11 protein-coding genes are annotated in these 14,256 nt (G+C 74.3%); 2 read left to right on the plus strand and 9 right to left on the minus strand.

Annotated elements, in window-relative coordinates; genetic code table 11:
- Window positions 1-2: 2 nt before the first annotated feature.
- Window positions 3-257, minus strand: coding sequence for a LapA family protein (locus AB0E14_RS30680; RefSeq protein ID WP_362425428.1), 255 nt, complete (start codon window positions 255-257; stop codon window positions 3-5).
- Between the two features lie 134 nt (window positions 258-391).
- On the opposite strand from AB0E14_RS30680, the gene AB0E14_RS30685 reads away from it, so the two are divergent.
- Complete coding sequence (locus tag AB0E14_RS30685) at window positions 392-2,692, plus strand: PAS domain-containing protein (protein ID WP_362425431.1); 2,301 nt, start codon at window positions 392-394, stop codon at window positions 2,690-2,692.
- A 25-nt stretch (window positions 2,693-2,717) separates the two neighbouring features.
- Here the strand turns inward: AB0E14_RS30685 and AB0E14_RS30690 are convergent, their stop codons facing one another.
- From AB0E14_RS30690 to AB0E14_RS30715, 6 genes are all read right to left on the minus strand, one after another.
- Complete coding sequence (locus tag AB0E14_RS30690; protein WP_362425434.1) at window positions 2,718-3,455, minus strand: GntR family transcriptional regulator; 738 nt, start codon at window positions 3,453-3,455, stop codon at window positions 2,718-2,720.
- Window positions 3,456-3,526: 71 nt separating this feature from the next.
- Window positions 3,527-4,528: a proline racemase family protein gene (locus AB0E14_RS30695; RefSeq protein ID WP_362425437.1), complete on the minus strand. Its 1,002-nt coding sequence runs from the start codon at window positions 4,526-4,528 to the stop codon at window positions 3,527-3,529.
- A 12-nt stretch (window positions 4,529-4,540) separates the two neighbouring features.
- The gene (locus AB0E14_RS30700) at window positions 4,541-5,407 is read right to left on the minus strand and encodes a dihydrodipicolinate synthase family protein (protein ID WP_362425462.1); all 867 of its coding nucleotides are present in this window, start codon (window positions 5,405-5,407) and stop codon (window positions 4,541-4,543) included.
- Window positions 5,408-5,567: 160 nt separating this feature from the next.
- Window positions 5,568-7,160, minus strand: a complete 1,593-nt coding sequence (locus tag AB0E14_RS30705) for an FAD-dependent oxidoreductase (protein ID WP_362425440.1) — start codon at window positions 7,158-7,160, stop codon at window positions 5,568-5,570.
- Window positions 7,138-7,488 carry a (2Fe-2S)-binding protein gene (locus AB0E14_RS30710; protein WP_362425443.1) on the minus strand — a complete coding sequence of 117 codons (351 nt, stop codon included), beginning with the start codon at window positions 7,486-7,488 and terminating at the stop codon, window positions 7,138-7,140. Before AB0E14_RS30710 ends, AB0E14_RS30705 begins: the two co-directional genes overlap by 23 nt.
- Window positions 7,489-7,606: 118 nt before the next feature.
- Window positions 7,607-8,782: an FAD-binding oxidoreductase gene (locus AB0E14_RS30715; RefSeq protein WP_362425446.1), complete on the minus strand. Its 1,176-nt coding sequence runs from the start codon at window positions 8,780-8,782 to the stop codon at window positions 7,607-7,609.
- Window positions 8,783-9,023: 241 nt separating this feature from the next.
- On the opposite strand from AB0E14_RS30715, the gene AB0E14_RS30720 reads away from it, so the two are divergent.
- Window positions 9,024-11,387 (plus strand): collagenase, encoded by a 2,364-nt coding sequence (locus AB0E14_RS30720; RefSeq protein WP_362425449.1) that lies wholly within the window; start codon window positions 9,024-9,026, stop codon window positions 11,385-11,387.
- Window positions 11,388-11,396: 9 nt separating this feature from the next.
- Here the strand turns inward: AB0E14_RS30720 and AB0E14_RS30725 are convergent, their stop codons facing one another.
- A complete protein-coding gene (locus AB0E14_RS30725; RefSeq protein WP_362425452.1) occupies window positions 11,397-12,854 on the minus strand; it encodes an FAD-dependent oxidoreductase in 1,458 nt (485 codons plus the stop codon).
- 146 nt (window positions 12,855-13,000) lie between these two features.
- The gene (locus AB0E14_RS30730; protein ID WP_362425455.1) at window positions 13,001-14,146 is read right to left on the minus strand and encodes a PP2C family protein-serine/threonine phosphatase; all 1,146 of its coding nucleotides are present in this window, start codon (window positions 14,144-14,146) and stop codon (window positions 13,001-13,003) included.
- Window positions 14,147-14,256: the final 110 nt, after the last annotated feature.

Consider the following 14,256-nt stretch of genomic DNA (forward strand, 5'->3'; position numbering starts at 1 on the left):
CGTCAGCGCCGGGCGCGCCGACGGGCGAGGTACATGCCGAGGAGCATTCCGACGAGGAGGGTGACCGTGAGCACGCTCCAGAGCGGCAGCGTGACCGTGGGGATCCACAGCCTGATCGTCACCGACCCGGTGTTCGCGGCGATGAACCAGATCGCCAGGGCCGCGAGGACCAGGAAACCGATGGTACGCAGCCGCATGTCCCGGCCCTTGACCGTGACGGTCGGGGGAGCGTGCGGGGCAGATTCCTTACGGGCCATAGTGCTCATTATCGGACTTTTGGGGCGAGTGTGCTGGTTGCCGGGAGCGGCTTCCCCCGGATGCCCCGCCGCCCGCCAGGAACTAGGCTCCCTGGGCAACGGCAGATGTCCGCCCACGCCGAGTGCGAGGCACGATGGCAGAGCGTGAGGAGTCCCCGGTCGAGAACGGCCGGGAAGACGGCACGGGCGCGGCGGACCGACCGGCTCCGGACGGGCTGCCGGGCTCGGGAGGCATACCGGGTCCGGGCGCCCGCGAGCGGCGTGGCGCCGTCGCCGTCCTCGACGAGCGCGGCGTCGTCGTCACCTGGAGCAGGGCCGCCGAGCGGCTCCTCGGCGTGGACCGCTCCCTGATCGTGGGCCGCCCCGTGACCGATCTGCTCACCGAGGTCGTAGTCGAGGACCTCTCCGAGGGCGTGACGGTCGGCCCGGTGCTCGACGGGGGCGAGGCCGTCCCCGGGCGGTGGGGCCTGTGGCCCGCCGGACCGCTCCCCGGAGGCATCCGCTCCGGGGTCCTGGAGGCCGTCTTCACCCAGTCACCGGTCGGCCTGCACGTGGTCGACGCCGATCTGCGGGTGCTCCGGGTCAACTCGGCGGCCGTCGGCATGCGGGGCATCCCCGAGCGGGAGATCGTCGGCCGGCCGTTCACCCAGGTCTACGAACGCTTCACCCCGCTGCCCGTCGAGGGAACCCTGCGCCAGGTCCTCACCTCCGGCGTCCCGGTCTTCGACCGCCGCGTCTCGGGCTACCCGCGCGTCGACCCCCTGCGCGAACACATCTTCTCCGTCTCCATCTTCCGCCTCGAGGACGACGCCGGACGCCCCCTCGGCCTCGTCGCCTCCGCCGTCGACGTCACGGCCCGCGAGCGCGCCCGCGACCGGCTCGCGGTCCTGCACCTGGTGCACGAGCGGATGGGCCTCCTCCTGGACCCCGTGCGGTGCGCCCGGGAACTGGCCCGGGCCGCCGTACCGATCCTGGCCGACGTCGCCACGGTCGCCCTCACCGCCCCACCGCTCCACGGCCCCGACGCCGACCGGTCCCGGACGCCCGACGAGACCCTGCGCTGTGTGGCCGTCTGGCCGCCGAACGCCGACGCGGCACCGGAGGTGGGCACCGAGGTCGCCCCCGACGGCCGGAGCGGAGGCGGGCCGTACATCGAGCCACAGTCCGCGGGCGGGCCCACCCTCGTGGCCCCGATCATGCTGCGCGGCGCCCTCCTCGGCGTCGCCCGCTTCTCCCGGCCGGCCCGGCCCGACCCGTTCGAGGGCGACGACCTGCACCTCGCGGCCGACCTGGCCGCCCACACCGCCGTCTGCGTCGACAACGCCCGCCGCTACGAGCACTCCCACGCCGTGGCGCTCGCGCTCCAGGGCAACCTGGTCCGTCGCGGCGGCACGACCGTCGGTACCGGCGGTGGCACGCTGGAGACCGCACACCGCTACCTCCCCACGGGTCTGGGCACCGGCGCCTGGTTCGACGTCATCCCGCTCTCGGGAGGCCGCATCGCCCTGACGGTCGGTCATATCGCGGGCGTCGGCCCCGACGCCACCGCCGCCATGGTCCAACTCCGTTCAGCGGTACAGGCGTTGGCCGCACTCGATCTCGACCCGCACGACCTGCTCGCCCGCCTGGACGACGTCACCCGCCGCCTCGACGAGGAACGCTCCGCCGCCGGTTCGGGCGAACCCCTCACCGCCCAGTGCGTGTACGCCGTCCACGACCCGGTGGCCGAGACCTGCGCGATCGCCCGGGCCGGCCGCCAGACCGTCCTCGTCGGCCGTCCGGACGGCAGCCGACGAACCCGCCTCCTGGAGGAGACCACCGCGCTGGGCCAGGAGGGGCCGCCGTTCGCCGCGGAGGAGATCCCCCTTCCCGTCGGCAGCACCCTCGTCCTCCTCTCCGGGCACGCGGCGACCGACGATCCGGCCCTGACCGAGCTGGCCGAGCGGCTCACCGGACCACCCCCGGCCCGCCGGCTCTCCGCCGACGCCCTCGACGCCCTCCCCGCCGACCAGGCCGCCGTCCTCGTCGCCCGCACCCTGGCCCTCGACCCGGCCGACGTCGCCGAGTGGGACATCGCCCCCGCGCTGTCCGCCGTGGCCGAGGCCCGCCGCCGCGCCGTGGCCCGAACCGGCGAGTGGGGGCTGACGGAGGACGCGGCCTTCCCCATCGAACTCATCGTCAGCGAGCTCGTCACCAACGCCATCCGGCACGGCACCCCGCCGATCCGCCTCCGTCTCATCCGCAACCCGGCGGATCACACCGTGACCTGCGAGGTCTCCGACGCCGGCGCCGCCGCGCCGCACCTGCGCCGCGCCCGTGCCGCGGACGAGGGCGGCCGCGGCCTGTTCATCTCGGGCGAACTGTCCGACCGTTGGGGGGTCCGCTGGCTCGACGAGGGCAAGACGGTGTGGACGGAGAGCGCGTACGACCCGTGAGCCCCGCGGCCCGAGGGCCCGGCGCTCAGTGTCCGGCGCGCGGCCTGCCGACGGTCGGCCCGGCGGACGCGGCCGGCGTGGCGGAGGACCTGGCGTTCGCGCCGTCGCGGGCCCACAGGGACCGCACATGGCTCAGATGGCGGACCATGCAGGCCTCGGCGCCCATCGCGTCCCCGGCCAGCATGAAGTCGAGCAGCTCCAGGTGCTCCTCGGCGGACGGCAGCAGCTCGCCCCGCTCGTCCAGCGCGGTCAGGCCGTAGAGCCGCGACCGCTTGCGCAGATCGCCGACCGTCTCCACGAGCCGTTCGTTGCCGGACAGGCCCAGCAGCGTGAGGTGGAAACGGCGGTCCGACTCCAGATAGCCGATCAGGTCGTGGGCGCGGGCGGCCGCCACGATCTCCTCGGCGATCGGGCGGAGCGCCCGCAGCTCCTCGCGGTCCGCCGTCAGGGTCACCCGGCCCACCGTCGGCACCTCGATCAGCAGCCGGATGTCCGTGTACTGGTCGAGATCCCGCTCGTTGACCTCCGTCACCCGGAAGCCCTTGTTGCGGACCGGCTCGACCAGGCCCTCACGGGCGAGGTCGAGCATGGCCTCACGTACCGGCGTCGCGGAGATGCCGAAGTCCTCGGCCAGGCCCGGCGCCGAGTACACCGCGCCGGGCTGCAGTTCGCCGGAGATCAGCGCCGCGCGCAGAGCGTGGGCCACCTGGTCCCGCAGGCGTTCCCGGGTGGTGATCAGTTGGCTCTGCTTCAGATGGCCCATGTGCCGCTCTCCGACTTCCGCTTGTCGCGCCGCCCGGCTGCCGGGGCGTGGCGCCGCACCAGCGTACAATTTCACATCAGGAACCCTCCCGGGAACGGGTCGTCCGGGTCCAGGAAGTACTGCGCGGTCCCCGTGATCCAGGCCCGTCCGGTGATCACGGGAACGACGGCCGGTACACCGCCGACCTCGGTCTCCTCGATCAGCCGGCCGGTGAACCGGGTGCCGATGAACGACTCGTTGACGAAGTCCTGGTGCAGCGGAAGCAGCCCCCGCGCGTGCAGTTGCGCCATGCGCGCGGAGGTTCCCGTGCCGCAGGGGGAGCGGTCGAACCAGCCGGGGTGGATCGCCATCGCGTGCCGGGAGTGCCGGGCGTCCGAGCCGGGGGCGGTGAGATGGACGTGCTTCACGCCGGCTATCTCCGGCCGCAGGGGGTGCGCGGGGCGGTCGGTCGCGTTGATCGCCTCCATGATCGCCAGACCCGCCGTGAGCAGGTCGTCCTTGCGTTCCCGGTCGAACGGAAGCCCCAGCGCGTCCAGTTCGACGAAGGCGTAGAAATTGCCGCCGAAGGCAAGGTCGTACGGCACGACTCCGTACCCCGGCACCTTCACCTCCCGGTTCAGGGCGGCGCAGTAGGCCGGGACGTTGGTGAGGCTCACCGCCTTCGCGACGCCGTCCTCGACCTGGACCTCGGCCCGCACCAGACCGGCAGGGGTGTCGAGCCGCACGGTGGTCACCGGCTCGGAGACCGGCACCATGCCGGTCTCCACGAGCACCGTCGCCACCCCGATCGTGCCGTGGCCGCACATCGGCAGCAGCCCGGAGACCTCGATGAACAGGACGCCGAAGTCGGCGTCCGGGCGCGTCGGCGGCTGCAGGATCGCCCCGCTCATGGCGGCGTGCCCCCGGGGCTCGTACATCAGCAGCGTCCTGACGTGGTCCAGGTGCTCGATGAAGTGCAGCCGGCGTTCGGCCATGGTGGAGCCCGGGATCACCCCGACCCCGCCCGTGATCACGCGGGTGGGCATGCCCTCGGTGTGCGAGTCGACGGCGTGGAAGACGTGGCGGGTGCGCACGCGGGACCCCTCTCAGTTCCGGCCGTCGGCGACGGCCTTCTCGGTGGCGGCCCTGACCTCGGCCTCCGCCGCACCCGTCAGGGGCGAACGCGGTGGACGGCAGGGGCCGCCGGGACGGCCGACGATGTCCATGGACAGCTTGATCGCCTGCACGAACTCCGTCTTGGAGTCCCAGCGCAGGAGTGGGTGCAGCGCCTTGTAGAGCGGCAGGGCGCGGTCCAGGTCTCCGGCGACGGCCGCCCGGTACAGCTCCGCGCAGGACGCCGGGAGGGCGTTCGGGTAGCCGGCCACCCAGCCGACCGCGCCCGCGAGGGCCAGTTCGAGCAGGACGTCGTCGGCGCCGATCAACAGGTCGAGATCGGGGGCGAGTTCGGCGATCTCGTACGCGCGGCGGACATCGCCGCTGAACTCCTTGACCGCCACGATGTGACCGTCCGCGTGCAGGCCCGCGAGGGTGGCGGGGGAGAGGTCCACTCTTGTGTCGTGCGGGTTGTTGTACGCGACGACCGGCACGCCGACCGAGGCCACCTCGGCGTAGTGCGCGCGGACGGCGGAGAGGTCGGCGCGGTAGGTGTTGGGCGGGAGCAGCAGTACCGATCCGCAGCCCGCCTCGGCGGCCTGCTCGGTCCAGCGGCGGGACTGGGCGCTGCCGTAGGCGGCGACCCCGGGCATGACCCGGGCGCCGTCGCCCGCCGCCTCGACGGCGGTACGGACGACACGGGCGCGTTCCTCGTCGCTCAGGGTCTGGTACTCGCCCAGGGAACCGTTCGGGACCACGCCGTCGCAGCCGTTCTCCAGCAGCCACCGGACGTGGGCGGCGTAGGCGTCGTGGTCGACGGAGCGTCCGTCGGCGTGGAAGGGGAGCGCGGTGGCGACCATGATGCCGCGCCAGGGGCGGGCGGTGGTCCAGTCGGCGGAGGCGGGAGTGACGGTCACGGGGACCCCTTCGGTTGTGTGATGTGACATTGCACAGATGGTTCGCCGGGGGCGGGGGGAGGGTGGCCGACGGTCGCCGGCCGGGCGGGTTCGGGCGGGGGCGTCATGCCGGATCGGCGGTACGGGGCCGGTCCCCGTCCGGCGCGGGGTCCAGGGTCTCCTCCAGCGCGGCCAGCGCGCCCAGAGTGACCGGCACGGCCAGCGGACGCCGTTCGGGGGAGCGGGGCAGGGGACCGGGCCGGTCGCTCGGGGCGCCGCCGAGCAGTGCGGCGCCGTCCGTCGGCGCCGCACCACGCGCCAGGCAGGCGACCGCCGGGCCGCAGACCCGGCCCTGGCACCAACCCATGCCCGCCCGGGTCAGCAGCTTCACGGTCCGCGCGTCGAAGGCGCCCAGGCTCTCGACGGCCTCGCGCACGCGCCCCGCGTCGACCTCCTCGCACCGGCACACTTCCGTACCGTCCTCCAGCCAGTCGGTCCACCCGTCCCCCGGCGCGTGCGCGGTGGCCATCAGACCGGCGAAGGCGCGCAGCCGCGACCGGGTGCGCAGCAGGGACCGGGTCCGCGCGGGCGCGGACTCCGCCGCGCACCCCCGCAGCCGTACCGCCACCGCGGCACCCGCCAATTCGCCCTCGACCATGGCCAGTCGGGCACCGCCCACACCGGCCGTCTCGCCCGCCGACCACAGCCCGGGCACCGACGTCCGCTGGCGCGCGTCCACGACGAGGGCCGTGGCGCCGTCCTCCGTCGTGCGGGTCGAGCAGCCCGCCGAGGTGCCCAGGTCGATCCGGGGGACGAGGCCGTGCCCCACCGCCAGGACGTCGCAGGCGATCCGCCGCTCCGAGCCCGGGACCGGCCGCCACGCACGGTCGAGCCGGGCCACCGTGACCGCCTCGACCCGCTCCGTGCCGTGCGCCCTCACCACGGCGTGCCGCAGGTACGGCCGCACCCCGTGCGCCGCCAGCGGCACCCCGTGCGTCAGGGCCTCCGCCCACTTGCCGGGGACGCCCGCGAGGACACCGGGCCGCCGCGCGTAGCGGAGGAACCCGGCGGCCTCCACCACGGCGGGGACCCGCGCCCCCGCCGCGAGCAGCGAGGAGGCCACGGCCAGCAGCAGGGGCCCGCTGCCCGCGACGACGATCCTGGGCGGTGTCCCGGCGGTCGTGCCGGGCAGCACGAGCCCCGACTTGAGCATCGCCTGCGCGCCGCCCGCGCCGACCACACCGGGCAGGGTCCAGCCGGGGAAGGGGAGCTGCCGCTCGGCCGCCCCCGTGGCCAGGAGGACGGCCCGGCCCCGGACGAGCGCGGGCCGTGCGGAGTCCCCGTCGGGCCCGGTCACGGCGTGCACCGCCCAGCAGGCGCCGTCCGTGCCCGCGCCCCGGACGCCCGCGGCCGGTTCGGCTGTCACGGTCCACACGTGGTGTTCGGGCAGGTGGACGCCCCCGCTCGCCTCCCAGCGCCGGCGCAGTCCGTCGAAGGCCGCCCAGTCGTGGTGCAGCGCCTCCGGTCGCGTCGCCCCGAGACCGGGCGCGGGATGGCGGTAGTACTGGCCGCCGAGCCGGGCGTCGCCGTCGAGCAGCGCCACCGAGAGGCCGCGCTCGGCGGCGGTGACGGCGCCCGCGAGGCCGGCCGGGCCCGCGCCGACGACCACGAGGTCGTAGGGGACCTGCCGGTCGTCAGGTGAGGTCGAGGTCGGCACGGCCGTGTCCTTCCTGGGTGGTGACGACGTCCCCCGGCACGGCCGGGGCGAGGCACGCGCGGCGGCCCGGACGGCCGTTGACGGTGACCAGGCAGTCGAAGCACTGGCCGATCCCGCAGAAGGCCCCGCGCGGCGCGCCCCCGACCCGGGTCGTGCGCCAGGCGAGAACGCCCGCCGCCCACAGCGCGGCGGCCAGCGTCTGCCCCGGCAGCGCGGTCATCGGCCGCCCGTCGAACGTGAACGGTACGGGCGGCTCTGACGGCCGCGCGTCGACGAGCTCGCGCGGGCCGCGCGCACGGTCGGCGCGGCGCCGGAAACGACGGAGCATGCTCACTCCCAGCCGAAGGGGGACGGGGTTCGGGGTGTCGGGCCGGGCCGGCCGGACGGACCGCTGCGGTGTGTCGGGGTGTTCGGGCGGAGCGGGCCGGGCGGGGCAGGGCGGTGGGTCACGTGCGGTCCTCCGGAGTCTGCTCGGCGAACCGCTCGGGACGGAAGGGCCGGGCGTCCAGGTCGGGTGCGACCCCGGTGAGGAACCGGGAGATCAACAGGCCGGTGGCCGGGGCGAGTCCGATGCCCGCGCCCTCGTGGCCGCAGGCGTGCAGCAGCCCCGGGGCCCGCGGGTCGGGGCCGATCGCCGGGAGGTGGTCGGGCAGGTAGGGGCGGAAGCCCGCGTACGCCCGCATCACCCGTACGCCGGCCAGGACCGGGAAGAGCCGGGTGGCGCCCGCCGCGAGTCGACCCACGGCCCGCGGTGAGAGCGTGCGGTCGAAGCCGACCCGCTCCCGGCTGGCGCCGATCAGGACCGGCCCCGCGGGTGTGCCCTCGACCACCGGGGAGGTCTGGAGCGCCGCCGAGTCGCTCGCGACGTCGGCGACGTAGTCCGCCGCGTAGACCTTGTGGCGGACGAGGCGCGGCAGCGGCTCGGTGACCAGGACGAAGCCGCGCCGCGGCAGCACGGGCAGGCCGGCGCCCGCGAGCCGGGCCACCTCGCCGCTCCAACTCCCCGCCGCGTTCACGACGTACGGCGCGAACAGCCGCGCCCCGCCCGCCGTGGCGACCCCGCGCACGGCGCCGTCGCCCCCGGTGAGCAGGGTGGTGACCTCCTCGCCGAGGCGCAGGCCGGCGCCCGACGCGCGCAGCAGCCGCGCGGCCGCGAGCGCGGGTTGCACCTGGGCGTCCTGCGGGTAGTGGAACGCCCCGGCGAGGCCGTCGGCGAGGTGCGGCTCCAGGTCGTGGAGCCGGTCGCCGGGGATCTCGTACGTCTCGACGCCGGCCGTCGACTGCTCCTCGGCGAACCGGCGCAGCGCGTCGAGCCCGGCCGGGTCGGAGGCGACCACCAGGCCGCCCTTGGCCTCGAACTCGGCCTCCGTCCGCAGGACGGGGCCGAGTTCGCGCCAGAGGCGGAGAGAGAGCAGGGCGAGGTCGAGCTCGGGACCCGGCTCCTTGTCGGAGACCAGCAGGTTGCCCTCGCCCGCTCCCGTCGTGCCGCCCGCGACGGGGCCGCGGTCGACGACGGTGACGGAGAGGCCCGCGCGTGCGGCGTAGTACGCGCAGGCCGCGCCGATCATTCCGGCGCCGACGACGATGACGTCGGACGCCGTGGAAGGGTGTCTCGTGGGCACGTCAGTAATATTTCACATGCCACTCGGCTTGCCAAGATGCTCAACAACCCCTGGTTGAGAGGGGATTCGATCGCGCCGTCGGGTGTGATGTCGTGGGTTCGGAGGGTGGGGGCGCAGAAAACTGACGAGGCATAAGGCTTCTCAGTGCAATTTCACATTGCTATGTTACCCGGCATGTCTAGGGCAGGGTCATGTCAACCACCCTGCTCCCCAAGGAAGTTCACCCCCCTCAGGAGACCTCGTGTCCCAGCACAGAACCGTGCGCACGACCCTGCTCGCCGTGGTGCTCACCGCCGGCCTCACCGCACCGCTCGCCTCCACCGCCCAGGCCGTGGCCCCCACCACGACCCCCGCCGCCCGGAGCGGCGCCCTCGCGCCGGGCGCCACCGGACCGACCGCACCGGTGACGTACGCGCCGAACCCGCACGACGAGGTGGACCGCCTCGCGACGGCCCCCGCCCTGAAGACCGGCCCCGCCGCCGCGCCCCGCGGCGTCACCGAAGGCCGCGTCCCCGGCCCGCAGACCGCTCCGCGCGCCGCACGCTCCGCCTCGCAGACCACGGCCACCACCGCCGCGGGCGTCCCCTGCACCCTGGACGGCATCACGGGGCTGACCCCGACCGGGCTCGCCGACTTCCTCGCCGACCCCGCCGTCCAGGCCGACGGCTGTCTGCGCGACCTCATCTGGACCTGGGACGCACGCCTCGCCCCCGTGATGTCGGACGCCCACGTCCAGGCGGTGTCGAACCGGATCAGCTCGCTCGCCGCAGCCCACGACGGCACCAACTCCAGCAACCTGCTGGAGATGTTCACCTATCTCCACGCCGTCGCCTACCACGACTTCAGCCGCCCCGAGATCGACGTCACCGACGCCCCCACGGTCGAGGCCATGCGCGCGGCCACCGCCGCCTACGCCTACGCCGCACGCACCTTCGACGTCACCCCGGAGAACGCCCAGACGCTCCGCGAGGCCCTCTACGCCGGCAGCGCCCCCGGCCTGCGCCAGCACCAACTCGGCCTGATCGCCCAGGTCCTCGCCCGTATGGGCGCCGGACACCCGCAGACCGCGACCGACCCGACCTGGGGCGGAGCCGCCCTCGCCGCGCTGTCCGTCAACTACCTCGGCGTCTACCCGGGCAACCAGGACACCGCCTTCCGTACGGCCGCCGCCCAGAACGCCGGCTACCGCGCCGCGTTCAAGGACTTCTCCACGTACACGCACCTCAAGAACACCGCCAACGCCTGGGTCGTCCGCGACGCCCTGGGCGAGTACGGGCGCTTCGGCCAGATCGACAGCCTCAGGAGCCGGATCGTCGCCGACCTCGGCGGACTGCTCGCCCCCGCCGAGACCAACTTCGGCTACGGCAGCGCCCCGTGGGCCTCCCTGGTCGGCTGGCTCAACTTCTACGAGGCCTGCGCGCCGTACAAGGTCTGCAAGGCCGACATCGAGGCGAGGATCTTCCCGTACACGTACAGCTACGACAACGGCGCGATCAAGGTCCGCACCGGGCTCGACCGGGCCACCGTCGACCAGCTCTACTACGCGAGCAAGCAGGTCAAATCGCAGTTCCACCGCGTGCTCGGCACCGAGCAGCCGCTCGCCGGCGACCCCAACGCCGTCCTCACCGTCGTGCTCTACGCCTCCCGGCAGGACTACGAGACCTACCACCCCATCCTCACCGGGATGAGCACCGACAACGGCGGCATCTACATCGAGCGCGGCGCGACCTTCTACACGTACCAGCGCCGTGTCCCCCAGGACTCCAGCCTCACCCTCGAAGAGCTGTTCCGTCACGAGTACGTCCACTACCTCAACGGCCGCTACGCCGTTCCCGGCTTCTTCGGCGAGGGCCCCTGGTACGAGAACGACCGCACCACCGCCATGGACGAGGGCACCGCCGAGTTCTTCGACGGCGCCACCCGCGACGACGGCGTCGCCGTCCGCAAGTCCCTCGTGCAGGGCGTCATCCGGGACACCGCGGGCGGCGGACCGCGCATGACCGTCGACCAGATCCTGCACGCCACCTACGACGGCGACGGCTTCCGCTTCTACAACTACGCCGGCACGTTCTTCGAGTACCTGTGGACCGAACGGCCCGCCCTGCTCCAGGCCATGTACGGCTACCTCCGCGCCGGCGACGTCCAGGGCTACGACACCTGGCGCAACCTCCTCGGCAAGGACGCGGGCACCCAGCGCGACTACGACGCCTTCCTCGACCGCCAGATCGCCCACGTCGACGACCTGTTCGTCCCGGACACCCGGCACGAGCCGACCTCCGGCCTGCGGCACGCCACCCCCGCCGAGATACGCACGGCCTTCGCCGCGGCCACGAGCAACACCCCGACCTGCACGCAGAGCGGCGACCCGACGCTGCCGCGCTTCGTCTGCACCGGCCGGATCACCGCCAACCTCGGCGCGGCCTCCGACCCGGACCAGGTCTTCAAGGACATGTCGGAGACGGTCGACTACTTCGTCCTCGACCGCAGCCTCGCGGGCGGGAACAACTTCAACGACATGAACTGCTCCTTCGGGCCGGTCGCCATCTGGTCCGACCGCCGCGCGGGCACGTCCGACTTCACCTGCGAGGGGCCGCTCCGCCGCTGATCGGGCGGATCAGTGCGGCGGCTCGGGCGCCGCGGACTCCCGCTCCGGCGGGGCCGCGTCCGGGAGCTGCAGGGGCCGGGACGCCGGCCCCTGCAGCACCCGCCCGTCCGCGGCCGCGAAACGCGAGCCGTGGCACGGGCACTCCCAGGAGTCCTCCAGCTCGTTGAAGCCCAGCTCGCACCCCATGTGGGTGCAGCGCGGCGGACGGGCGACCAGGTAGTGGCGGGCCACCGACGCCTGCGCCCGGGCCACGTCGCGGTACTCCCGCAGGGGCAGCGGGCGGCGCGGGTCGAACAGCTCGGTCCAGTCCGGGCGCGGCGCCCCGGTCACATGAGCCGCGAGGAGCCGCCCCGCCATCACGCCGTTGCTCATGCCCCAGCCCCCGAAACCGGTGGCCACGAAGACGTGCTGGGTGTCCGGGTGCTCATGGCCCACGTACGGGAGGTGATCCGCCGACATCACGTCCTGCGCGGCCCACCGGTACGTCTCCGTGGCCTCCCCGAACTCCGGGAAGATCCGCCGCGCCCACCCGGTGAGCCGCTCCAGGCGCTCCCCGGCGTGATCGGTGCCGGGTTCACAGGCCTCGCCCCCGACCAGGAGCAGCCGCCGACCCTCGTCGTACGGCGCCGTGCGCAGCGAGCGCGTCCGGTCCTCGGGGGTGAGGTACATGCCGCGTGGCGCCCGGTCGGCCGGCACGGGGGCGGCCACGACCAGCTCGCGCCGGACCGAGAGCCGGGCGAGGAGAGAGCTGTGCACGGTCAGCGGGAAGTGCGTGGCGACCACCACGTCCCGCGCGTGGACCGTGTGACCCGCCTCCGTGGTGAGCCGGCAGTCCGCGTGCTCCCGCAGCTCCGTCACCCGGGTCCGCTCGTGGATCGTGCCGCCGCCCGCGACGACGGCCTCGGCGAGCCCCAGCAGGAACCTGCGAGGGTGGAAGAGCAGCTGGTCGTCGAGGCGGACCGCCGCCGCGACCGGGAAGGGCAGGTCGCTCTCCGTCCCGAACACGACGTCCAGCCCCGCCTCCAGGGCGGCCGCGGCCTCGAGACGGATCTCGTCGGCCCGGCGCGCGTCCGTCACGTACGTGGAGGCCGGGGCCCGCTCGAGACCGGCGTCGATGCCGAGTTCCTCGCACAGGCCGACCACGTGGTCCATCGCGTCCCGCTGGGCGAGGGCGTAGCGCGAGGCCGCGAGCGCGCCGTGGGTGTCGCGGAGCCTCGCGTAGGTGAGTCCGTGCAGCGCGGTCAGCTTCCCCGTGGTGTGCCCGGAGGTCCCGCACGCGACCCGCTCGGCCTCCAGGACCACCACCTCGCGCCCGGCGCGGACCAGCTCGTACGCGGTGCACAGGCCCGCGATGCCGGCCCCGATGACGACGACATCGGCCCTGAGGTCCCCGGCGAGCGCGGGCCGGTCGGGGGAGGGGGTGTCGCGCAACCAGTACGACGTGCCGAAACTCGCGTCCGCCGGCATCGCACGCTCCTTCGGTACGGGGCCGCCGCCGCGCCTGGCCCGCGAGCAGCCGGACCGTGCGTGCGACCGCGCCGGGGTGAGTACCTGCTTCCGAACCTAGAACAGGCCGCGGCGATCCGCGTCCCGGGCCGCGGTGCCCGCGCGGTCTACGCCTTCGGGGAGAGGCGTTCCACGGCGACGAGCGCCGCGTCGTCGCCGAGGTGACCGCCCGCGTACGCGCGCAGATCGTCCCTGAGGTGGCCGAGCAGGGTCGGCGGGTCCTCCCCGACCCAGGCCGCGAGCCGCTCCGTGAGCGGGTAGAAGGCCCGTGCGTGGTCGCGGGCCTCGACGACGCCGTCCGTGTACAGCAGCAGGACGTCGCCCACGGCGAAAGGGAAGGTCTCCACCGTCACGGCGGGGGAGAGCACGTCGGCGAGGCCCAGCGGAGGGCTCGCCTCGGCGCTCTCCAGGGGGACGATCCGCCCCCGTCGGAGCAGCAGGGGCGGCGGATGCCCGCAGTTCACGAGCCGCACCACCGGCTCACCGTCGGGGATGTCGAGAACGAGCGCCGTCACGAACGCCTCGGCCGCCTCGTCGGCGGCCTCGTCCGTGCCGGGCCCCGGCGCGGCGATGTCCTGCGGTTCCTCGGCGGAGCCCACACCCGCCTCCAGATGCCCGATCAGCGTGGGCAGCTCGGACTCCCGGCGAGCCGTGACCCGGAAGGCGCCGAGCACGAGGGACGCCTCGCTGATCGCGTCGAGGCCCTTGCCCCGGGCGTCCCCGATCAGCAGCCGGGTCCCCGAGGCCGTACGGGCCGCCGCGTACAGATCGCCGCCCATCTGCGCCTCCTCCTCGGCCGCCAGATAGACCGACGCGATGTGCAGCGGACCGGCCCGGTGGGGGAGCGGGCGCAGCACGACGCTCTGCGCGGCCTGCGCGATCGAACGCAGCTGCGTCACCTTGGTCTCGTGCTGCTCGCGCAGGTAGGCGAAGAAGGTGACGATGACGGAGATCAGGATCAGCGCGATGATCTGGTACGTGTGGTTCAGATCCGTCAGGCTCGTCCGCGCGATCGCCACCACGGACTGGGCCAGGACCGCGACCGCGCCGACGAACGCCGTCATGCGCGGCCCCGCGAAGGAGGCCGTCACGGCGGGCGCGGCGATCAGGAACGGCCCCAGGTGGACCTCGGGCGGAGCCAGGATGTCCACGACGGTGACCACCGCGATCAGGGCGAACGAGGCGCCCAGCAGCAGTCGCCGCCCGCCGCGCCGGGAGAGGCGGGATGCGGGGCCACGCCGACGGGCATCCATGGAAAAGGCATACATCAGCTCATGGGACATGTCCTGTTGCCGCGCCTCCCGGCGCGGCGCGTCGTCCGGCCACGGCCACCACCCGGCAGGCCTACGACCTGCTCGCTCGT

It is taken from the genome of Streptomyces sp. NPDC047981 (assembly GCF_040653315.1).
Taxonomy (GTDB): domain Bacteria; phylum Actinomycetota; class Actinomycetes; order Streptomycetales; family Streptomycetaceae; genus Streptomyces.